This window comes from Type-D symbiont of Plautia stali (assembly GCF_001485335.1).
GTDB classification, from domain to species: Bacteria; Pseudomonadota; Gammaproteobacteria; order Enterobacterales; family Enterobacteriaceae; genus Pantoea; species Pantoea vagans_C.
Genome location: NZ_BBOC01000096.1, coordinates 1 through 20,113, shown reverse-complemented (window position 1 = coordinate 20,113; position 20,113 = coordinate 1). Strand labels below are relative to the sequence as shown.

The 20,113-nt window shown below is 51.6% G+C and carries 21 protein-coding genes, 1 tRNA gene and 1 other annotated feature; of the genes, 15 read left to right on the top strand and 7 right to left on the bottom strand.

Going from position 1 to position 20,113, the window contains the following annotated elements:
• Positions 1–6: 6 nt before the first annotated feature.
• From PSSD_RS22410 to luxS, 5 genes are all read left to right on the top strand, one after another.
• A tRNA-Arg gene (locus PSSD_RS22410) sits at positions 7–83 on the top strand.
• A gap of 367 nt (positions 84–450) precedes the next feature.
• Positions 451–1,017: a fructose-1-phosphate/6-phosphogluconate phosphatase gene (gene yqaB, locus PSSD_RS22405; protein ID WP_058973733.1), complete on the top strand. Its 567-nt coding sequence runs from the start codon at positions 451–453 to the stop codon at positions 1,015–1,017.
• On the top strand, positions 1,014–1,442 hold the full coding sequence (locus PSSD_RS22400; protein WP_039330796.1) for a YqaA family protein: 429 nt from the start codon (positions 1,014–1,016) through the stop codon (positions 1,440–1,442). Before yqaB ends, PSSD_RS22400 begins: the two co-directional genes overlap by 4 nt.
• A 31-nt stretch (positions 1,443–1,473) precedes the next feature.
• On the top strand, positions 1,474–3,078 hold the full coding sequence (gene gshA / locus PSSD_RS22395; protein WP_039330798.1) for a glutamate--cysteine ligase: 1,605 nt from the start codon (positions 1,474–1,476) through the stop codon (positions 3,076–3,078).
• Between the two features lie 150 nt (positions 3,079–3,228).
• Positions 3,229–3,744, top strand: a complete 516-nt coding sequence (luxS, locus tag PSSD_RS22390; protein WP_039330800.1) for an S-ribosylhomocysteine lyase — start codon at positions 3,229–3,231, stop codon at positions 3,742–3,744.
• A gap of 54 nt (positions 3,745–3,798) precedes the next feature.
• Here luxS and PSSD_RS22385 read toward each other — a convergent pair whose 3' ends face one another.
• Positions 3,799–5,085, bottom strand: coding sequence for an HlyC/CorC family transporter (locus PSSD_RS22385; RefSeq protein WP_039330802.1), 1,287 nt, complete (start codon positions 5,083–5,085; stop codon positions 3,799–3,801).
• Between the two features lie 13 nt (positions 5,086–5,098).
• Entirely contained in the window at positions 5,099–5,893 is a 795-nt protein-coding gene (locus PSSD_RS22380; RefSeq protein WP_058973732.1) for a cytochrome C assembly family protein, read from the bottom strand.
• Between the two features lie 166 nt (positions 5,894–6,059).
• Between PSSD_RS22380 and ffh the strand changes: the two genes are divergently transcribed.
• The 5 genes from ffh to rplS all read left to right on the top strand — a co-directional run bounded on the left by ffh (position 6,060) and on the right by rplS (position 9,573).
• A complete protein-coding gene (ffh, locus tag PSSD_RS22375; protein ID WP_058973731.1) occupies positions 6,060–7,421 on the top strand; it encodes a signal recognition particle protein in 1,362 nt (453 codons plus the stop codon).
• Positions 7,422–7,563: 142 nt separating this feature from the next.
• Entirely contained in the window at positions 7,564–7,812 is a 249-nt protein-coding gene (gene rpsP, locus PSSD_RS22370) for a 30S ribosomal protein S16 (protein ID WP_007893313.1), read from the top strand.
• An 18-nt stretch (positions 7,813–7,830) separates the two neighbouring features.
• A complete protein-coding gene (gene rimM, locus PSSD_RS22365; RefSeq protein WP_058973730.1) occupies positions 7,831–8,379 on the top strand; it encodes a ribosome maturation factor RimM in 549 nt (182 codons plus the stop codon).
• A 35-nt stretch (positions 8,380–8,414) separates the two neighbouring features.
• Positions 8,415–9,179 carry a tRNA (guanosine(37)-N1)-methyltransferase TrmD gene (gene trmD, locus PSSD_RS22360; protein WP_058973729.1) on the top strand — a complete coding sequence of 255 codons (765 nt, stop codon included), beginning with the start codon at positions 8,415–8,417 and terminating at the stop codon, positions 9,177–9,179.
• 43 nt (positions 9,180–9,222) lie between these two features.
• Positions 9,223–9,573 (top strand): 50S ribosomal protein L19, encoded by a 351-nt coding sequence (rplS, locus tag PSSD_RS22355; RefSeq protein ID WP_021507324.1) that lies wholly within the window; start codon positions 9,223–9,225, stop codon positions 9,571–9,573.
• Positions 9,574–9,630: 57 nt separating this feature from the next.
• Here the strand turns inward: rplS and PSSD_RS22350 are convergent, their stop codons facing one another.
• On the bottom strand, positions 9,631–10,152 hold the full coding sequence (locus PSSD_RS22350; RefSeq protein ID WP_058973728.1) for a GNAT family N-acetyltransferase: 522 nt from the start codon (positions 10,150–10,152) through the stop codon (positions 9,631–9,633).
• Positions 10,153–10,453: 301 nt separating this feature from the next.
• Between PSSD_RS22350 and PSSD_RS22345 the strand changes: the two genes are divergently transcribed.
• Both PSSD_RS22345 and tyrA read left to right on the top strand, forming a co-directional pair.
• Positions 10,454–11,533 carry a 3-deoxy-7-phosphoheptulonate synthase gene (locus PSSD_RS22345; protein ID WP_039330814.1) on the top strand — a complete coding sequence of 360 codons (1,080 nt, stop codon included), beginning with the start codon at positions 10,454–10,456 and terminating at the stop codon, positions 11,531–11,533.
• 6 nt (positions 11,534–11,539) lie between these two features.
• Positions 11,540–12,661: a bifunctional chorismate mutase/prephenate dehydrogenase gene (gene tyrA, locus PSSD_RS22340; RefSeq protein WP_058973727.1), complete on the top strand. Its 1,122-nt coding sequence runs from the start codon at positions 11,540–11,542 to the stop codon at positions 12,659–12,661.
• Positions 12,662–12,695: 34 nt separating this feature from the next.
• Here tyrA and pheA read toward each other — a convergent pair whose 3' ends face one another.
• From pheA to bamD, 4 genes are all read right to left on the bottom strand, one after another.
• Positions 12,696–13,859, bottom strand: coding sequence for a bifunctional chorismate mutase/prephenate dehydratase (gene pheA / locus PSSD_RS22335; protein WP_058973726.1), 1,164 nt, complete (start codon positions 13,857–13,859; stop codon positions 12,696–12,698).
• A 22-nt stretch (positions 13,860–13,881) separates the two neighbouring features.
• Positions 13,882–14,006: a sequence feature (Phe leader region), on the bottom strand.
• A complete protein-coding gene (gene pheL / locus PSSD_RS27545) occupies positions 13,958–14,005 on the bottom strand; it encodes a pheA operon leader peptide PheL (protein WP_100703679.1) in 48 nt (15 codons plus the stop codon). It overlaps the preceding feature by 48 nt.
• Before the next feature lie 96 nt (positions 14,007–14,102).
• Entirely contained in the window at positions 14,103–14,429 is a 327-nt protein-coding gene (raiA, locus tag PSSD_RS22330) for a ribosome-associated translation inhibitor RaiA (RefSeq protein WP_039330820.1), read from the bottom strand.
• A 267-nt stretch (positions 14,430–14,696) separates the two neighbouring features.
• Positions 14,697–15,437, bottom strand: coding sequence for an outer membrane protein assembly factor BamD (gene bamD / locus PSSD_RS22325; protein ID WP_058973725.1), 741 nt, complete (start codon positions 15,435–15,437; stop codon positions 14,697–14,699).
• A gap of 130 nt (positions 15,438–15,567) precedes the next feature.
• Here bamD and rluD point away from each other — a divergent pair, with 130 nt between their 5' ends.
• From rluD to clpB, 3 genes are all read left to right on the top strand, one after another.
• Positions 15,568–16,548 carry a 23S rRNA pseudouridine(1911/1915/1917) synthase RluD gene (gene rluD, locus PSSD_RS22320; RefSeq protein WP_058973724.1) on the top strand — a complete coding sequence of 327 codons (981 nt, stop codon included), beginning with the start codon at positions 15,568–15,570 and terminating at the stop codon, positions 16,546–16,548.
• A complete protein-coding gene (yfiH, locus tag PSSD_RS22315; RefSeq protein WP_058973723.1) occupies positions 16,545–17,270 on the top strand; it encodes a purine nucleoside phosphorylase YfiH in 726 nt (241 codons plus the stop codon). Before rluD ends, yfiH begins: the two co-directional genes overlap by 4 nt.
• A 124-nt stretch (positions 17,271–17,394) precedes the next feature.
• Entirely contained in the window at positions 17,395–19,968 is a 2,574-nt protein-coding gene (clpB, locus tag PSSD_RS22310; RefSeq protein WP_058973722.1) for an ATP-dependent chaperone ClpB, read from the top strand.
• Positions 19,969–20,113 lie beyond the last annotated feature (145 nt).

Below are 20,113 nucleotides of genomic sequence, written 5' to 3'. Positions count from 1 at the left end.
TTCAATGCATCCATAGCTCAGCTGGATAGAGTACTCGGCTACGAACCGAGCGGTCGGAGGTTCGAATCCTCCTGGATGCACCATATTCTCGAATGTGGAAACTGCCTCAGTGTGTCATGACGTGATAAACGTTCAGGCCGCACTAAGGAGGATAACGTTGCTTCAGCAACGGCCCGAAGGGCGAGGCGAAAGCCGAGTCATCCTCCTGGATGCACCATATTCTCAGCAAAATATTCAACGCCTGCTTTCTGAATTCTTCTCTGTAATCTACCGCATCGACAAAAATCCCTGATTTAACCGCCATTTATCCCCGGCATCTTATCCTGACCTTTTTCCGAAAACAAAAAATGCTAATGCTTTCAAAGCATTTGCTGTTAAGCACACCTGGCGACAACCTAAGCGCATTACGCTAAAGTAATGGCTCATTTAGTGGTACTCGATGGAGTGACAATGTACGACCAATATGATGCCCTGATTTTCGATATGGACGGCACGATCCTGGACACTGAGCCGACACATCGAAAAGCCTGGCAGCAGGTGCTGAGCCGCTATGGATTCACCATGGATGAAGCAAAAATGGTGGCATTCAATGGCGCACCCACCTGGCAACTGGCGCAGTACATTCTTGAGCACAACAATGCCACGCAGGACCCTCATCTGCTGGCCGCAGAGAAAACGGTGGCGTTGAAGGCGATGTTACTCGATGACGTACGCCCTTTGCCGCTCATGGAGGTGGTGAAGGCCTATCATGGCCGTCGTCCTATGGCGGTGGGCACCGGCAGCGAACACAGCCTGGCGAAAGCGTTACTTGAAGCATTAGGCGTTTACCATCTGTTTGATGCTGTGGTAGGTGCTGATGATGTTCAACGTCATAAACCGCAACCCGATACCTTTTTACGCTGCGCCGAGTTAATGGGCGTAGCGCCTGAACGTTGTGTGGTGTTTGAAGATGCTGACTTTGGCGTTCTGGCGGCACAAGCCGCGGGCATGGATGTGGTTGATGTCCGCTTACTGTGAATGAGTTTCTGACTTATGGATCGTTATTCGGCAGTAGCTTTCTAAGCGCGACCCTGCTTCCGGGAAGCTCAGAGGCTGTGCTGGTTGCTTTGCTGATCGCCCAAAAGGGTTCGGTCTACGGATTGTTATTGGCTGCATCAGTGGGAAACACCCTGGGCGGCCTGACCAACATTCTTCTTGGTCGTCTTATGCCGCCAAAAGGGCAGGGGCGATGGCACGACACAGCAATGACGTGGTTACATCGATTGGGACCTGCAGCGCTACTTTTTAGCTGGCTGCCGGTAGTGGGCGACCTGCTTTGCGTGCTAGCAGGGTGGTTGCGCTTTGCCTGGCTACCAGCGGTGCTGTTCCTCGCCATTGGTAAAACGCTGCGTTATATCGTTATCGCGACTGCCACATTACAAACAATGCAATGGTGGCATTGATTCGCACAGATTCGAGGCTACGGTTAACATTATGCTGAACAAAAATAAATTATTCGCACAGCGGGAGGTTAATGTGATCCCGGACGTATCTAAAGCGCTCTCTTGGTTGGAAGCGCATCCCGACGCGTTGAAGGGTATCGGCCGTGGCATTGAACGCGAAACATTGCGCGTCAATCCGAATGGTCACCTGGCAACCACCGGACATCCTGAATCGCTCGGTTCAGCGCTTAAGCATGATTGGATCACCACCGATTTTGCTGAAACGTTGTTGGAATTCATCACGCCTGTCGATCAGAGCATTGATCGATCGCTGGCTTTCCTGCGTGACATTCACCGCCATGTGGCGCGTGAGTTGGGGCAGGAGCGGATGTGGCCGTTCAGTATGCCGGGCTACGTCGAAGATGTGGAGAGTATTGAGCTGGCTCAATACGGCAGCTCCAACATCGGCAAAATGAAAACCCTGTATCGTCAGGGCCTGAAAAATCGCTATAGCGCGCTGATGCAGATTATCTCTGGCGTGCATTACAACTTCTCACTGCCGTTGTCATTCTGGCAAGAGTGGGCGGATGTCAAAGATGCCGAGAGTGGCAAAGAGACGATCTCTGCCGGCTATCTGCGTTTGATCCGCAACTACTATCGTTTTGGCTGGGTGATCCCATATCTGTTTGGTTCATCACCGGCGATCTGCTCTTCCTTCCTGCAGGGACGTGAAAGCAAATTGCCGTTTGAAACCGACGGTAAAGGTACGCTATGGCTGCCGTATGCCACCTCGCTGCGTTTGAGCGATCTGGGGTATACCAACAAATCGCAAAGCGGTTTGGGTATCACCTTTAACTCCCTCGACGGTTATGTTGCTGCGCTGAAAGCAGCGATCAAAACGCCGTCGGAAGAGTATGCCGCCATGGGCACTAAAGACGCGGATGGCAACTGGCTACAGTTGAATACCAACGTGTTGCAGATTGAAAACGAGCTGTATGCACCGATTCGTCCTAAACGTGTCACCCGTTCTGGCGAAGCGCCTTCTGATGCACTGCTGCGCGGCGGGATCGAATATATAGAAGTGCGATCGTTAGATATCAACCCGTTCTCCGCGATTGGTGTCGACGCCAACCAGGCGCGTTTCCTTGATCTGTTCTTGATTTGGTGTACGTTGGCGGATGCGCCGGAGATGAGCTCCGACGAATTGCTGTGTAGCCGTAAGAACTGGAATCGCGTGGTGATGGAAGGGCGTAAGCCTGGCCAGGTGATTGGTGTTGGTTGTAGCGACACAGAACATCCGTTGGTGGACGTGGGCAAAGCGCTGTTTGCTGACCTGAGTCGTGTGGCGGAAGTGCTCGACAGCAATCACGGCAGCACGCAATATCAACAGGTTTGCGATCAACTGGTAGCATCGTTTGATGATCCTGAGCTAACCTATTCGGCGCGCATTCTTCATGCGATCAAAGAAAATGGTTTAACCGGAGCAGGTGTGGCGTTAGCTGAGCAGTACCGTCATTTATTGTGTGAAGAGCCATTAGAGATTTTGACGGAAGATGACTTTAGTCGTCAGGCGTTGGAGTCGGTGCAGTCGCAGAAGAAATTAGAACAGAGTGATACGCTGGATTTCGAGAGCTATCTGGCGGGTCGCGAAGGCTAAAAAAGAAAATGGCCACATCACTGTGGCCGAAATAAACATCTCTGTTGTCAGGGATGATGATAACAAATGCGCGTCTTTCATATATTCAGACGTTGGGCGAACGGAAAAGTTTCATCGTTTTAAAAAAATTCTCAAAACAGGAGGTGACGTATGCCACTACTGGATAGTTTTACTGTTGATCACACCATCATGGGCGCACCTGCCGTGCGCGTTGCAAAAACCATGAACACTCCGCATGGCGATACCATCACCGTCTTTGATCTGCGTTTCTGCCGTCCGAATATCGATATTCTGACTGAGCGCGGCATCCACACGCTGGAGCACCTGTTTGCAGGATTCATGCGTAACCACCTTAACGGTGACGGTGTGGAAATTGTGGATATTTCCCCGATGGGCTGCCGCACGGGCTTTTACATGAGCCTGATTGGTGAACCTGATGAGCAGCGCGTGGCCAAAGCCTGGAAAGGGGCGATGGAAGACGTTCTGAAGGTGAAAGAGCAGAGCCAGATTCCAGAATTGAACGAATATCAGTGTGGTAGCTACAAGCTGCACTCACTGGATGAAGCGCAACAGATTGCACGCAACGTGTTGGCGCATGACATTGGCGTGAACCGCAATGAAGATCTGAAGCTGCCAGCAGAGAAGCTAAAAGAGCTGCACATCTAGTTGTTGCCTGATACTGATAAAAACGCCGCGATGATCGCGGCGTTTTTTTTGGCTTCAGGAACCAATGGACGATTTTAACGGATGGTGTGGGGTAATGCGTACTTGCTTCACCATGTTGTCCTGCACATCGAGAATATCAACGTCGTATTTGTCGATTTTGACGCGAGTCGCCACCTGCGGAATCTCTTCCAGCGCTTCCAGTAACATGCCGTTAATGGTGCGCGCCTCATCTTCAGGGAGTGTCCAGTTGAAGGCTTTATTGATTTCACGCACGTTGGCGCTGCCTTCAATCAGTACGGAACCGTCATTCTGCGGCATCACTTCTTCTGCCAGGGATGGGGACATTGAGGTGGTAAAGTCGCCGACTATCTCTTCCAGAATATCTTCAATAGTCACCAGACCTTTGATGTCACCATACTCATCCACCACTAAACCGACTTTCTTCTTATTGCGCTGGAATTTGACCAACTGCACATTGAGCGGCGTTCCTTCTGGCACATAGTAGATTTCATCGGCGGCGCGCAGCAGACGGTCTTTATTAAACTCTTTCTTCTCGGTCATCATGCGCCAGGCTTCACGCACGCGCAGCATGCCAACACAGTCGTCCAGCGAATCGCGGAACAGCACGATACGACCGTGTGGCGAGTTGCTGAGCTGACGAACAATCGATTTCCAGTCGTCATTGACGTTGATACCGACGATCTCATTGCGCGGCACCATGATGTCGTCAACGCTGACTTTTTCCAGATCCAGCACAGACAGCAGCATGTCCTGGTTACGGCGCGACATCAGCGAGCGTGACTCGTACACAATGGTGCGCAGCTCTTCTTTACTCAGCGCCGAGCTGATAGAGCCTTCCGTTTTAATCCCGACCATACGCATCAGAATGCGGGTGATGGTGTTGAGCAGCCACACCAATGGCAACATCACATATTGCAACGGCGCCAGCAGCACACTGCTGGGGTAGGCCACTTTTTCCGGATACAGGGCGGCGATGGTTTTCGGCAAGACTTCGGCAAACACCAACACTACGAAGGTCAGAATACCGGTGGCAATCGCCACGCCCGCATCGCCATACAGACGCATCCCGACAATGGTACCTAATGCAGAAGCGAGAATATTGACGAGGTTATTGCCAATCAGCACCAGACTTATCAGGCGGTCTGGACGACGCAAAAGCTTTTCAACGCGACGAGCGGCACGGTTTCCGCTTTTGGCTTTGTGACGCAGTTTGTAACGGTTGAGCGTCATCATGCCGGTCTCTGAACCGGAGAAATACGCAGAGACCAGCACCATGATGACCAACGTAATGATCAGCGTGGTGGTTGAAACATGTTCCAACGCAAAAATTCCTTTAGTGAGAAGTGAGCAGATGCTGCAGCACGCGGCTGCCGAAGTAGGCCATGGTCAGCAGCAGCGCACCGCCGCAGTTGAACCAGACGACACGGCGTCCGCGCCAGCCTTCGTGATAGTGTCCCCAGAGCAGAACGATATAGACAAACCAGGCAATGATAGAAAGGACAGCCTTGTCGACATTTTCCGCGCTAAACAGGTTGTGCATAAAGAACAAACCGGTGCACAGAACCAGCGTCAGTAACACCACACCAATTTGCGTGATGTGGAACATCTTACGTTCGATGCTCAACAGCGGCGGCATATCCTGAGTGAAAGCCAGTTTCTTATTTTTTAATTGATAGTCGATCCACGCCAGCTGCAGCGCATACAGTGCGGCAATAATCAGCGTTGCATAGGCAAACAGCGACAGGCCGATGTGAATCATCATGCCTGGCGTGGTTTCCAGATGGGTAATAAAGGCATTCGGCACAAAGGTGGCGAAAGCCAGATTGATCAGCGCAAAGCCGTAAACAATCGGCAGCAACAGCCAGCCGCGGTTACGCGACGCCACGATGGTCATGATGGCGCAAATCAGCAGACTGACCAGTGAACCAATGTTCAGCAGACTGAGATTTTGTCCGTTATCGACGGCAAAAATACGTTGTTGCAGCGCCACAGCATGGGCAATCAATGCCACGCAGGCTGAAAGCATGGCAAAACGCCGCCAGCCACCGTTGCGTTTCAGCAGGCTGGGAATGATCAATGCAAGGCTGAGGGAGTAGGCGAACAGCGCCACAATCGCGAAAACGAACATAGATCCTTTCAGGTGTCGGTCAGATAAGGAAAAAACCAGTATAGCGCCAGCCGCATCAGGCTCCAAACGATCTCAAGGTCAATTGCAGAGATCGCTGTAGCTTCGTGCTATAATCCGCCGCATTGTGCCGCCCAGGCGGCCTCGCTACGGTCCTAAGTGAGAGAGCATGTTTGATAATTTAACCGATCGTTTGTCGCAATCCCTGCGCAACATCAGCGGCCGTGGAAGGCTGACCGAAGACAACATTAAAGACACCCTGCGCGAAGTGCGCATGGCATTGCTGGAAGCTGACGTTGCGCTGCCGGTGGTGCGTGAGTTTATCAACCGCGTTAAAGAAGCCGCGGTCGGGCAGGATGTCAACAAAAGCCTGACACCGGGTCAGGAGTTCATCAAAATTGTGCGCAACGAGTTGGTTGCGGCAATGGGTGCAGAAAACAATGCACTGAACCTGAATGCACAGCCGCCAGCCGTGGTGCTGATGGCCGGTCTGCAAGGTGCGGGTAAAACCACTAGCGTAGCGAAGTTAGGTAAATTCCTGCGCGAGAAGCACAAGAAGAAAGTGCTGGTTGTCTCTGCTGACGTGTATCGCCCTGCGGCGATCAAACAGCTGGAAACCCTGGCGGAACAAGTCGGTGTCGATTTCTGTCCTTCTGACCTGACTCAGAAACCGGTCGATATCGTGCAGAACGCGCTGAAAGAAGCCAAATTGAAATTCTACGATGTGCTGCTGGTGGATACCGCCGGCCGTTTGCACGTCGATGAAGCCATGATGGATGAAATCAAACAGGTGCACGCCGCGATTAACCCGGTGGAAACTCTGTTTGTGGTCGATGCCATGACCGGCCAGGATGCCGCGAACACGGCGAAGGCCTTCAACGAAGCGCTGCCATTAACCGGTGTGATTCTGACCAAAGTGGATGGTGATGCCCGCGGTGGTGCGGCACTGTCGATTCGTCATATTACCGGCAAGCCGATTAAATTCATGGGTATGGGTGAGAAGACCGAAGCTCTGGAAGCGTTTTATCCAGATCGTATCGCCTCACGCATTCTCGGTATGGGCGACGTACTGTCGCTGATCGAAGATATCGAAAGCAAAGTTGACCGTGAGCAAGCGGAAAAACTGGCGAAGAAACTGAAGACCGGCGACGGATTCGATCTCAACGATTTCCTTGAGCAGTTGAAGCAGATGCGCAACATGGGCGGCATGGCAAGCCTGATGGGTAAACTGCCGGGCATGGGCCAGTTGCCAGACAACGTGAAGTCGCAGATGGATGACAAAGTGCTGGTGCGTATGGAGGCCATCATCAATTCGATGACGACCAAAGAGCGGCAGAAGCCTGAAATCATCAAAGGCTCACGCAAGCGCCGTATCGCGACCGGTTCTGGCATGCAGGTGCAGGACGTCAACCGTTTACTGAAACAGTTCGACGACATGCAGCGCATGATGAAGAAAATGAAGAAGGGTGGCATGGCCAAAATGATGCGTGGCATGAAAGGCATGATGCCGCCTGGATTCCCCGGCCGCTAAGGTGACCGGCTAACAGCCAGATAATTGACACTCTCAGGTTGCTTTTTTCGCCAAAATGAGTAAAATTTTCGGGCTTTTTATATTGCGCTCGGGTTCCATCCCTCGATGGAGCCCGAGCGCTTTATTAACTAATGAGGATGTTATGGTTACAATTCGTTTGGCACGTCACGGCGCGAAAAAGCGTCCGTTCTATCAGGTCGTCGTTACTGACAGCCGCAATGCGCGTAATGGTCGTTTCATCGAGCGCGTAGGTTTCTTCAACCCGATCGCTTCTGGTCAGGCTGAAGGTCTGCGTCTGGATCTGGACCGTATTGAGCACTGGGTTGGCCAGGGCGCAACGCTTTCTGATCGCGTTAACGCGCTGATCAAAGAAGCAAAGAAAGCAGCTTAATCTGTCACGGTGGTGAGCATGAGCATTAAACCTGCCGCACAGCTTCCCGTTAACCCAATTGTATTGGGTAAAATGGGCGCCGCTTACGGGATTCGGGGTTGGCTCAAAGTGTTTTCCTCCACTGAAGACGCTGAAAGTATCTTCGACTACCAACCTTGGTTTATTCAGCGCGCCGGTAAATGGCAGCATGTTGAACTGGAAGGTTGGAAGCACCACAATCAGGACCTGATCATCAAAGTCAAAGGCATTGACGATCGGGACGCTGCAGCCCAGTTAACCAATTGCGAAATTACGGTTGACTCCACGCAGCTGCCAGCGCTGGAAGCAGGTGATTACTACTGGAAAGACCTTATGGGTTGCAAAGTAGTGAACCTCGACGGCTACGAGATGGGAAAAGTCATTGATATGATGGAAACCGGCTCGAACGACGTGCTCGTCGTTAAGGCAAACCTGAAAGATGCATTCGGTGCACAAGAGCGGTTAATTCCGTTTCTTGATGAACAGGTTATCAAGAAAGTCGATCTCTCTACTGGCACTATTGAAGTAGATTGGGATCCTGGTTTTTGATCTCCGGACAATCCGGTAACGTAACGGCGAACGCGATGTGGATTGGTGTTATTAGCCTGTTTCCAGAGATGTTTCGCGCTATTACCGAGTACGGGGTAACTGGCCGGGCAGTAAAAAATGGCCTGCTCAACATTGAAAGCTGGAGTCCTCGTGACTTCACGCATGACCGGCACCGTACCGTGGACGATCGTCCTTACGGCGGCGGACCGGGGATGTTGATGATGGTGCAACCCTTACGGGATGCTATCCACGCAGCGAAAGCAGCGGCGGGAGAAGGCGCTAAGGTGATTTATCTTTCACCTCAGGGTCGCAAACTTGACCAACAAGGCGTTTGCGAACTGGCGACCAATCAGAAGTTGATTCTGGTATGCGGTCGCTATGAAGGGATTGATGAGCGCGTGATTCACACTGAGATTGATGAAGAATGGTCAATCGGTGATTACGTTCTCAGCGGTGGTGAGCTACCCGCAATGACGTTGATTGACTCGGTTGCCCGGTTTATACCCGGCGTATTGGGAAAACAAGCGTCAGCCGATGAGGATTCGTTCTCGGATGGTTTGTTGGATTGCCCTCACTATACCCGACCTGAAGTGTTAGAAGGCATGGAGGTTCCGCCAGTATTGCTGTCGGGCAATCATGCTGATATTCGCCGTTGGCGCCTGAAACAGTCGCTAGGCCGTACCTGGCTAAGAAGACCTGAACTTCTGGAAAACCTGGCTCTGACTGAAGAGCAAGCACGGTTGCTAAATGAGTTCCAACGGGAACATCAGCAGCAACAAAACGATCAGGCGGAAGAGTAATCTTCCCTGACTATCAGTTTACCCAGGATATAGAGATTTAATTATGAGCAACATTATCAAGCAACTTGAACAAGAGCAGATGAAGCAGGACGTACCTTCATTCCGTCCGGGTGATTCCGTGGAAGTGAAAGTATGGGTCGTTGAAGGTTCTAAGAAGCGTCTGCAGGCATTCGAGGGCGTGGTTATCGCTATTCGTAACCGCGGTCTGCATTCTGCATTCACTGTTCGTAAGATTTCAAACGGCGAAGGCGTTGAGCGTGTCTTCCAGACTCACTCTCCGGTAATTGACAGCATTACTGTCAAACGTCGTGGTGCTGTGCGTAAAGCCAAACTGTACTACCTGCGTGAGCGCACCGGTAAGTCAGCTCGTATCAAAGAGCGTCTTGGCGCGTAAGCGACATCTCAAAGTTAATAGCAAACAAGGGGTTGGCCTACGGGCCAGCCCCTTTTTTTATGGGCGTTTCAGGTGATAAATCGCCGAGTTCACCGGCCCACTGTCGAGTACGATTAAACCATAGCGGTATTCGATAAACTCGAATCCACTGCGCAAGGCAACCGCTCGACTGGCGTGGTTCTCTTCTGCCGCGACAATTTCCAGCAACGAAATATCCAGATGCTGGAAGCCAAAGTCGACTAACAGTGCAACTGCTCGCGTCGCGACACCTAGCCGTTGTGCATCACTCCGCACCCAATAGCCAATGGCGTTGAAATCTCCGGGTTGCTGTGCGAAACGAATACCCGCACCGCCAAGCAGACGGTCCTCACCATCAACGATGGCAAACTCCTCCGCTTCGCCTTTATCACGCTGCATGTGGGTGAAATTGATCCAACTTATGGCTTCTTCTGCACGATAATCTTCATGTGCCCACGCCATCCACGGCTTCAGGCTGTTCAGCGAATGATTAACGGCCTCGGTAAAGGCTGCGGCATCCTGCGAGACAAAGGGGCGTAACGCAACGTTGGAAATGGCCACTGAATGATCCCTAAAAAGTTAACCAAATACAGAATGTTAGTGGATCTGTCCGCATTAGGCATTTCTTTTCAAATTACCAGGTGTAAACAAAGTGGTACATTTAAGTGGTTATGTTCTTTTGGTGATTTCTATTTAAATGATTGTTTTATAGAATTTTTGTTTTTAAATTTCGCATGCCGTAATTTGTATGGTAATAAAACTGTACACTTGTGGATTGCAACCTATACATTTTGTGGTAAAGTAAGCGCCATCCTCAGTGAGGATCCAAAAACCGCATAAACGAGTAAAAAGGATCGCTATCATGCAGAAAGACGCGCTGAACAATGTGCATATCGCCGACGAACAAATTTTAATTACCCCGCAAGAGCTGAAAGCGAAGTTCCCGCTCACTGCGGCGCAGGAAGCGCAAATTGCCGCTTCTCGCCAGACCATTGCCGATATTATTGCCGGGCGCGATCCGCGCTTGCTGGTGGTCTGTGGCCCTTGTTCGATTCACGATACCGAAGCAGCACTCGAGTATGCTCGTCAGCTACAAACTCTTTCTGCACAGTTGAAGGATCAGCTGTACATCGTTATGCGCGTTTATTTTGAAAAACCTCGTACCACCGTCGGCTGGAAGGGGTTAATCAACGATCCTTACATGAACAACTCGTTTGATATGGAAGCCGGGCTGCACATTGCGCGTCAGCTGCTGGTCAACCTGGTAGAAATGGGCCTGCCGCTGGCAACGGAAGCGCTGGATCCTAACAGCCCACAATATCTCGGCGATCTGTTTAGCTGGTCTGCTATTGGTGCGCGAACCACTGAATCTCAGACACACCGTGAAATGGCTTCTGGTCTGTCAATGCCTGTTGGTTTCAAAAACGGCACAGATGGCAGCTTGGGTACCGCGATTAATGCGATGCGTGCTGCTGCGATGCCACACCGCTTTGTGGGCATCAACCAGGCGGGTCAGGTTTGCCTGCTGCAAACCCAGGGTAACCCGGATGGTCACGTGATTCTGCGCGGTGGTAAAGCGCCAAACTACGGCCCAGAAGATGTTGCGCAGTGTGAAAAAGAGATGCTGAAAGCGGGACTGCGCCCAGCCTTAATGATAGATTGCAGCCATGGTAATTCTAACAAAGACTATCGTCGTCAGCCTGGCGTAGCCGAATCGGCTATCGCGCAGATTAAAGATGGAAACCGCTCCATCATTGGCCTGATGCTGGAAAGCAACATTCACGAAGGCAACCAGTCTTCTGAACAGCCGCGTAGCGAAATGAAATACGGTGTTTCTGTCACTGATGCCTGCATCAACTGGGAAACCACGGAAACCTTGCTGCGTGAAATCCATCAGGATCTGCAGGGAGTGCTGTCGGCGCGTCTGTCACACGAGGTGTAATGAGTCATGGTGGCTGAACTGACCGCGCTACGCGATCAAATTGATGAAGTAGATAAAGCTTTGCTGGGGCTCTTGGCTAAACGCCTTGAGCTGGTAGCCGAGGTAGGGGAAGTCAAAAGCCGTTACGGCTTGCCGATTTACGTGCCAGAACGTGAAGCCAGCATGTTGGCTTCACGCCGTCAGGAAGCGGAAGCGCTGGGCGTGTCTCCCGATCTGATCGAAGATGTCTTGCGTCGTTTGATGCGTGAATCCTACGCGCACGAAAATGACAAAGGCTTTAAAACGCTGTGCCCGACGTTGCGTCCAGTGGTTATTGTGGGTGGCCGTGGCCAGATGGGGCGTCTGTTTGAAAAGATGCTCACGCTGTCTGGATATCAAGTGCGCATCCTCGATAAAGGCGACTGGGATCGCTCCGAGGAGTTGCTCAAAGATGCGGGCATGGTGATGATCAGTGTGCCGATCCACCTGACAGAACAGATTATCGCTGAGCTGCCGAAACTGCCGGAAGACTGCATTTTGGTCGATCTGGCATCGGTGAAGAACCGTCCGCTACAGGCGATGCTGGCTGCACATACTGGGCCTGTACTGGGTCTGCACCCGATGTTTGGACCAGATAGCGGCAGCCTCGCGAAGCAGGTAGTGGTCTGGTGTGATGGTCGTCAGCCGGAAGCTTACCAATGGTTCCTTGAGCAGATTCAGGTGTGGGGCGCGCGTTTGCATCGTATCAGCGCGGTTGAACACGATCAGAACATGGCCTTTATTCAGGCATTGCGCCACTTTGCCACTTTCGCCTATGGCCTGCACCTGGCGGAAGAGAATGTGAATCTGGATCAGCTGTTGGCATTGTCGTCGCCTATTTACCGTCTTGAACTGGCCATGGTAGGGCGTCTGTTTGCGCAGGATCCACAGCTGTACGCAGACATTATTATGTCATCGGAGAGCAATCTGGCGTTGATTAAGCGCTACTATCAACGCTTTGGTGATGCGATTACCTTGCTGGAGCAGGGCGACAAGCAGGCATTTATCCAAAGCTTTGAGCGAGTTGCGCATTGGTTTGGTGATTACGCCCAACGTTTCCTGGTCGAGAGCCGCAGCATGCTGCGCTCGGCAAATGACAGCCGGCAATAAAAGATAAGGCATCCGCAAGGATGCCTTTTTACTTTTACAGGCGTGGTTCCACAGGCACAACATTCTCGCCCGGATAGCAGCCCAACACTTTCAGTGAAAGGGTCATATCACGCAATTCTTTCAGGGCAAGCTGCATACTTTCTGATTGCAGATTACCCTGCACATCAATGTAAAACATCTCTTGCCACGGATTGCCATTAATCGGACGGTTCTCCAGCTTACTCATAATCAGATTATGGTTACGCAGTACCAGCAATGCGTCGACCAACGCACCGGCTTGCTGTCCCGTTGCCATGATCAATGTGGTTTTGGCTGGCACCTGGCTGGAGACTTCAATTGGCTTACGAGCCAGAACGATAAAGCGCGTGTGATTCTGCTGTTGATTTGCCAAATCACGTTCCAGCACCTGCAAGCCATACAATTCCCCGCCCGCTTCACTCCCCAACGCTGCAACTTTCGGTGAGTTCATGGCTGCCACTTTTTCCATGGCGGCAGCGGTGCTTTCGGTGTACTCAATTTTCCACTGCGGGAAGCGATTAATGAACTGGCTGCACTGCTGGAAAGGTTGTGGATGGCTATAAACCGTCTCAATTTGCTGCAGATCGGTATTGCCGTTGATCAACACACAGTGTTCGATGGGGATGGTCAGTTCACCCACGATGGAGAGTGAGGTTTGTTGCAGCAGGTCATAAACATCATTGATTGAACCTGAGCTGGTGTTCTCAATCGGCATCACTGCGTAATCGGCCTGGCCAATCTCCACCTGATGAATGATGTCATGGAATTTCAGACAACCGATTTCAACCATTGAATCAAAATGGCGCGCCGAGTACTTACGTGCAGCAAGGTGAGAGTAAGAACCTTTCGGGCCGAGGAAGGCGATACGTGGTGCGTGTGCATGTGGATGATTGAGATTCTTTTGCAGTAGCGCTTGTTGGGTGAGAACAGAATCTTCAATGACGAGTTGGAACAAACGTGTAATGTAGTGTGCATCCAGCTGATGTTTCTTGCCCAGTGTAATCAGCGTTTCCAGCAGTGCGCGCTCGCGTTCAACGTCACGAATGGGGCGATGTGTGGCCAGTTTGGCTTGGGCCACTTCAACCGCCAGCGAACGACGTTCAGCCAACAGCGTTAACAGCTTTTCATCAACGGCGCTGATTTTATCGCGTAATGCCAGCAGCGGATTTTCGGGATTCATAGGGCTCACCTGTAAAATGTCCAATAAAAAAGCCTCCCGGTTGGGAGGCTTTGTTGTTCGTCTTCGCATTCATTTTCACATGACGAATCGCCTCCCAATCAGGGGAAGGTAAAAAAGAATGCGAAGAAGAACGGTAAATGTTTCATGTGTGTTTCCTGTAAGAAGTGGAGTGAGATTAACCGCAGTGCTCAAAAGCTGTCAATAAAAAACGCGCCCGTAGGCGCGTTACTGGAAAATGGGGGATTATCCCGCAGGGGTGAAATCTTTCATACTGCTGGTAGCACGACGTGCTTCGGGTTTGTGTTGCGCTTTATTGAGTTGTCGTTCCAGCTTGGCAATCAGGTCATTGATGGCCGTGTACATATCTTCGTGTTTCGCGCTGGCGACCAGCGTGCCGTTTGGCGTATTGATTGTGGCATCAGCCACAAATTCTTTAGGCTCTTTCGATAACACGATATGCGGGTTTATCAGGTCAGTTTGCCATTTTTCCAGCTTGGCGAGACGGTCTTCGACATGGTTGCGGATTGCCGCAGTGATATCCATTTGTTTGCTGGTAATGTTCAGAATCATAGTTAAACCTCTCTGTCATTTCCGTCTGGGTAGGTCCAGCATACCGCGGATATTAAGAAAATGTGTGATCCAGATCACATTAGGATGTCACTTTTTGTCAAGGCCAGTGAATTGTGAGAAAGGCTGAGAAAGTCGCGGAAAAAGCTTGAAGCACAAAGGTGAACGGGGCAAGATTGATGAGTTAACCGCAGCGGAAAATCAGTAAGTTGGCTGATTTTTCAGCAAAAAAAAGCAGCCATTACGGCTGCTTTTTTTATTGGCAGTAAATTAAGACTGGCTATTCGCCGCGATGATTTTTGCCACCTTATCGGCTTCTGCTGTCAACTGCAGCTGGCGATAGGCATTTTCCATCAATGGCAGTGCTTTATGTGTGGCTTCGGTGTCCGGGAAATCTTTCATCATCCCTTCAACGCGGTTAACAACGGCGACATAGGCACCACGCTTGGTATAGAATTGCGCCACCGAGAGTTCATACTTCGCCAGACGCTCTTTCAGGTAGGCTAAACGTTTCTGCGCATCATCAGCATATTGGCTGTTAGGATAACTGCGCAGTAACTGAGAGAAGTCACGGAAAGCATCACGAGCGTGCGTCGGATCACGATCAGAACGATCGATACCGAAGAAGCCCTGCAGTGCAGAATCATCCAACGCCATATCCGTCAGACCTTTCATATAGATGACGTAGTCGATGTTTGGATGAGTCGGATTGAGACGCATAAAGCGTGCGATAGCGGCTTGCGCCAGTGGCAGATCGGCATTTTTGTAATACGCGTAGATCAAATCCAGCTGTACTTGCTGCGAATAAGGACCAAATGGATAGCGGTTATCCAGCGCTTCCAGTTGCTTAATCGCCGCTTTAAAGTTACCGTCCTGCAGCTTTTGCTGGGCTGTGGCGTAAATTTCAGATGGCGGGCTGTCCGGGACCGGATCCGATGAGCCGGAACAACCCACCAGAGCCAGGCTCAGGCTCAATGTGGCAGCAGCCACCAGATGTTTCATACGCGTCATGACGAAATGATTATCCTCAAAGTGTTGTAGCGGAAGCTGTCCGTTAAGCTCCCGGTTATGACCTGGTACGATAGCACATTATATTAAACGGCATCGCCGTGAAAACCCAACGTTAACGAAGAAGCTGTATATGGCACAACAAGTTCAACTCACCGCAACGGTGTCCGAAGCACAGCTTGGACAACGCTTAGATCAGACTTTGGCAGAATTGTTCCCTGATTATTCACGTTCTCGCATAAAAGAGTGGATCCTCGAGCGTCGCGTCAGCGTCAACGGCACCATCATCGACAAACCGAAAGAGAAAGTCTTCGGCGGTGAGCAGGTGTCAATCGATGCTGAAATCGAAGAAGCACAACGCTGGGAAGCGCAAGATATCCCCTTGAACATCGTCTATGAAGATGACGATATCCTGGTTATCAACAAGCCGCGTGGCCTGGTGGTGCATCCGGGTGCCGGTAATCCAGATGGTACCGTGCTGAATGCGCTGCTCTATCATTACCCGCCCATCGCCGACGTTCCGCGTGCAGGCATTGTGCACCGTCTCGATAAAGACACCACGGGATTGATGGTGGTGGCGAAGACGGTTCCGGCACAAACACATTTAGTGGAAACATTGCAGCTGCGTGAAATCACGCGTGAGTATGAAGCGGTGGCGATTGGCACCATGACGGCCGGTGGCACAGTTAACGAGCCGATGGCACGTCACTCGACTAAGCGCACCCACATGGCTGTACATCCAATGGGGAAACCGGCTACGACGCACTACCGCATCATGGAACACTTCCGTGCGCACACGCGTTTGCGTCTGCGTCTGGAAACCGGGCGTACCCACCAGATTCGTGTGCATATGGCGCATATCAACCATCCTCTGGTTGGTGATCCGCTGTACGGCGGTCGTCCACGTCCACCGAAAGGCGCATCCGATGAATTCATCGCCGCACTGCGTGGGTTTGATCGCCAGGCTCTGCATGCCACGATGCTGCGTCTCTATCATCCCATCACCGGGATTGAAATGGAGTGGCATGCGCCATTACCGCAGGATATGGTCGATCTGATCGACGCCCTTAAAGCGGATACTCACGAGTTCCGCGATCAAATGGACTGGCTGTGAGTCAGTGGATCATCCCGGACTGGCCTGCTCCGCAGCGTGTCCAGGCATGTTCCACCACGCGCCACGGCGGCGTCAGCGTGGCACCCTGGGATTCTTTGAATCTTGGGGGACACGTTGGCGATAACGAAATGCATGTGCTGCAAAATCGCCAACGCTTAACCGAGGGTGTGTTGCCTTCCATGCCGCAGTGGCTTAACCAGGTTCACGGACACGCGGTGGCTCGCCTACCTGCAGATGAAGCGTTGCCGAATGCTGATGCCGCCATTACGCGGGAATCGGGCGTCGTCTGTGCGGTGATGACGGCAGATTGCCTGCCAGTGCTGTTTTGTAGCGATGATGGCAGTGAAGTAGCGGCCGCGCATGCAGGCTGGCGTGGGCTGTGTAATGGTGTGCTTGAGCAGACTCTGGCGCAATTTCATTGTCCCGCTAGTGAGATTCACGCATGGCTTGGTCCGGCAATCGGGCCTGATGCGTTTGAAGTGGGTCCAGAGGTCCGCACCGCTTTTATGGCTCATAATGCGCAAGCCGATGCGGCTTTTCGTCCGGTGGATGATAAATATTTTGCTGATATTTGGCAATTGGCTCGCCAGCGCTTACAGGCCGCAGGCGTACGTTCCGTCAGTGGTACGCAGCGTTGCACGTTCACTGAGTCTGCCGATTTTTTCTCCTTCCGACGCAACGGAATTACCGGGCGTATGGCAACTTTGATTTGGCTGAGATAACCTTACGCCGCAAGACGATCCAGTAGCGTATTTTTTACTCACAATGCAGGTCATTAACCTTGAAAAATTTGAGGGATGACCTCATTTAATCTCCAGTAGCATTTTGACCTGTATTGGAGGAATCATGCGTCTGGATCGTCTTACTAACAAATTCCAGTTGGCCCTTGCCGATGCTCAGTCCCTTGCTCTGGGACACGACAATCAATTTATTGAACCCCTTCATTTGATGAGCGCTTTGCTCAATCAGGAAGGTGGATCGGTGCGTCCATTGCTCAGTGCAGCAGGGACCGACGTCGCTGGACTGCGCTCCAGCATCGAACAAGCCATTAACCGTCTGCCTCAGGTAGAAGGCACCGATGGCGACGTGCAACCATCAGCCGATTTAATTCGCGTGCTGAACCTGTGCGACAAGCTGGCGCAAAAGCGCGGCGACAACTTTATATCATCTGAATTATTTGTTCTGGCGGCCCTCGACTCTCGCGGTTCGCTGGCGGACATCCTTAAGTCTGCTGGTGCAACCTCTGAAAAACTCGCTAAGGCCATCGAGCAATTGCGGGGAGGAGAGAACGTGAACGATCAAGGAGCTGAAGATCAGCGCCAGGCTTTGAAAAAATACACCATTGATTTAACCGAGCGCGCCGAACTCGGCAAGTTAGATCCGGTTATTGGTCGTGATGAAGAGATTCGTCGCACCATTCAGGTGTTGCAACGTCGTACCAAGAATAACCCAGTATTAATTGGTGAACCGGGCGTAGGTAAAACCGCTATCGCCGAAGGTTTAGCACAACGCATTATCAATGGTGAAGTGCCGGAAGGGCTGAAAGGCCGTCGGGTGCTGGCATTGGATATGGGCGCGCTGGTGGCGGGTGCAAAATACCGCGGCGAATTTGAAGAGCGTCTGAAAGGTGTGCTGAGCGATTTAGCGAAACAGGAAGGTAACGTCATTCTGTTTATCGACGAATTGCATACCATGGTCGGCGCCGGTAAGGCGGATGGTGCCATGGATGCCGGTAATATGCTGAAACCCGCTCTGGCTCGCGGTGAGTTGCATTGCGTGGGTGCCACGACGTTAAACGAATATCGTCAGTTCATCGAAAAAGATGCTGCGCTGGAACGTCGCTTCCAGAAAGTTTTTGTGGCAGAGCCGAGTGTGGAAGACACCATCGCTATTCTGCGTGGTTTGAAAGAGCGCTATGAGCTTCACCACCATGTGCAGATCACCGATCCAGCGATTGTGGCAGCGGCAACCCTGTCGCATCGTTATATCGCTGATCGTCAGTTGCCGGATAAGGCCATTGACCTGATTGATGAGGCCGCATCCAGCATTCGTCTGCAGATGGATTCCAAGCCCGAGTCGCTTGACCGTCTCGATCGTCGCATCATCCAGCTAAAGCTGGAACAGCAGGCGCTGAAGAAAGAGTCGGATGATGCCAGCATCAAGCGTCTGGAGATGCTGGAAACCGAACTCGATCAGAAAGAGCGTGAATACGCCGAGCTGGAAGAAGAGTGGAAAGCAGAAAAAGCCTCTTTAACCGGCACGCAAAACATTAAGGCGGAGTTGGAGCAAGCACGTTTGTCGCTTGAGCAAGCCCGACGTGTGGGCGACCTTGGCCAAATGTCGGAACTGCAATACGGCAAAATTCCTGAACTGGAAAAACAGCTAGCCGCTGCGACCCAGTCAGAAGGCAAAACCATGAAGCTGTTACGCAACCGCGTTACGGATGTGGAGATTGCCGATGTGCTGGCGCGTTGGACGGGGATTCCAGTGGCGCGCATGATGGAAGGTGAGCGTGAAAAATTACTGCGTATGGAGCAGGAACTTCATGCCCGTGTGATTGGGCAAAATGAGGCGGTAGAAGCCGTATCCAATGCGATTCGCCGTAGCCGCGCAGGTTTGTCCGATCCTAATCGTCCGATTGGTTCGTTCCTGTTCCTGGGGCCAACCGGTGTCGGTAAAACCGAACTGTGTAAAGCATTGGCCAATTTCCTGTTCGACAGCGACGACGCCATGGTGCGTATTGATATGTCGGAGTTCATGGAGAAACACTCGGTCTCACGTTTAGTGGGGGCACCTCCGGGCTATGTGGGTTATGAAGAGGGGGGATATCTGACGGAAGCGGTACGTCGTCGCCCTTATTCCGTCATTTTGCTGGACGAAGTTGAGAAAGCGCACCCTGACGTGTTCAACATCCTGTTGCAGGTATTGGATGATGGTCGCTTAACCGATGGTCAAGGCCGCACTGTTGATTTCCGTAATACGGTGGTGATCATGACATCTAACCTTGGATCGGACTTGATTCAGGAGCGCTTCGGTTCACTGGATTATCCAGAAATGAAAGATATGGTGATGTCTGTGGTTGGGGCGCATTTCCGTCCAGAGTTCATTAACCGTATTGATGAGGTGGTGGTGTTCCATCCGCTGGGAGAAAAACACATTGCCTCAATCGCGCAGATTCAGCTCCAGCGTTTGTATAAACGTCTGGAAGAACGTGGCTACCAGTTACATATCACCGATGCCGCGCTGAAGCTGCTGGGCGAGAATGGTTACGATCCAGTGTACGGTGCGCGTCCATTGAAACGTGCGATTCAACAGCAAATTGAAAACCCGTTGGCGCAGAAGATTCTTTCTGGTGCTTTCGTTCCGGGCAAAACCATTGAAATGGATGTTAAAGACGATGCCATCGTCGCACATCAGTAATTCGAACTGACCAAAACGGGCCTTCGGGCCCGTTTTTTTATGGCGCATCACAAGAAACAGGTCGGTTTTACATCGTTTGGGTTAAAAGTTGAGCTGTCGTGCAAAAACTTTAAATTAGCGCTTGTCAGTCCAAAAGAAATCCCTA

Excerpts from the sequence above, each read along its gene's own strand:
- raiA (WP_039330820.1), bottom strand. The coding sequence starts at position 14,429 with ATGATTCTGAACATTACCAGCAAACAAATGGATATCACTGCGGCAATC.
- PSSD_RS22380 (WP_058973732.1), bottom strand. The coding sequence starts at position 5,893 with ATGTTCGTTTTCGCGATTGTGGCGCTGTTCGCCTACTCCCTCAGCCTT.
- yqaB (WP_058973733.1), top strand. The coding sequence starts at position 451 with ATGTACGACCAATATGATGCCCTGATTTTCGATATGGACGGCACGATC.
- pheA (WP_058973726.1), bottom strand. The coding sequence starts at position 13,859 with ATGAATCCCGAAAATCCGCTGCTGGCATTACGCGATAAAATCAGCGCC.
- rplS (WP_021507324.1), top strand. The coding sequence starts at position 9,223 with ATGAGCAACATTATCAAGCAACTTGAACAAGAGCAGATGAAGCAGGAC.
- rluD (WP_058973724.1), top strand. The coding sequence starts at position 15,568 with ATGGCACAACAAGTTCAACTCACCGCAACGGTGTCCGAAGCACAGCTT.
- rimM (WP_058973730.1), top strand. The coding sequence starts at position 7,831 with ATGAGCATTAAACCTGCCGCACAGCTTCCCGTTAACCCAATTGTATTG.
- trmD (WP_058973729.1), top strand. The coding sequence starts at position 8,415 with ATGTGGATTGGTGTTATTAGCCTGTTTCCAGAGATGTTTCGCGCTATT.
- gshA (WP_039330798.1), top strand. The coding sequence starts at position 1,474 with ATGCTGAACAAAAATAAATTATTCGCACAGCGGGAGGTTAATGTGATC.
- clpB (WP_058973722.1), top strand. The coding sequence starts at position 17,395 with ATGCGTCTGGATCGTCTTACTAACAAATTCCAGTTGGCCCTTGCCGAT.
- tyrA (WP_058973727.1), top strand. The coding sequence starts at position 11,540 with ATGGTGGCTGAACTGACCGCGCTACGCGATCAAATTGATGAAGTAGAT.
- bamD (WP_058973725.1), bottom strand. The coding sequence starts at position 15,437 with ATGACGCGTATGAAACATCTGGTGGCTGCTGCCACATTGAGCCTGAGC.
- luxS (WP_039330800.1), top strand. The coding sequence starts at position 3,229 with ATGCCACTACTGGATAGTTTTACTGTTGATCACACCATCATGGGCGCA.
- PSSD_RS22345 (WP_039330814.1), top strand. The coding sequence starts at position 10,454 with ATGCAGAAAGACGCGCTGAACAATGTGCATATCGCCGACGAACAAATT.
- rpsP (WP_007893313.1), top strand. The coding sequence starts at position 7,564 with ATGGTTACAATTCGTTTGGCACGTCACGGCGCGAAAAAGCGTCCGTTC.
- ffh (WP_058973731.1), top strand. The coding sequence starts at position 6,060 with ATGTTTGATAATTTAACCGATCGTTTGTCGCAATCCCTGCGCAACATC.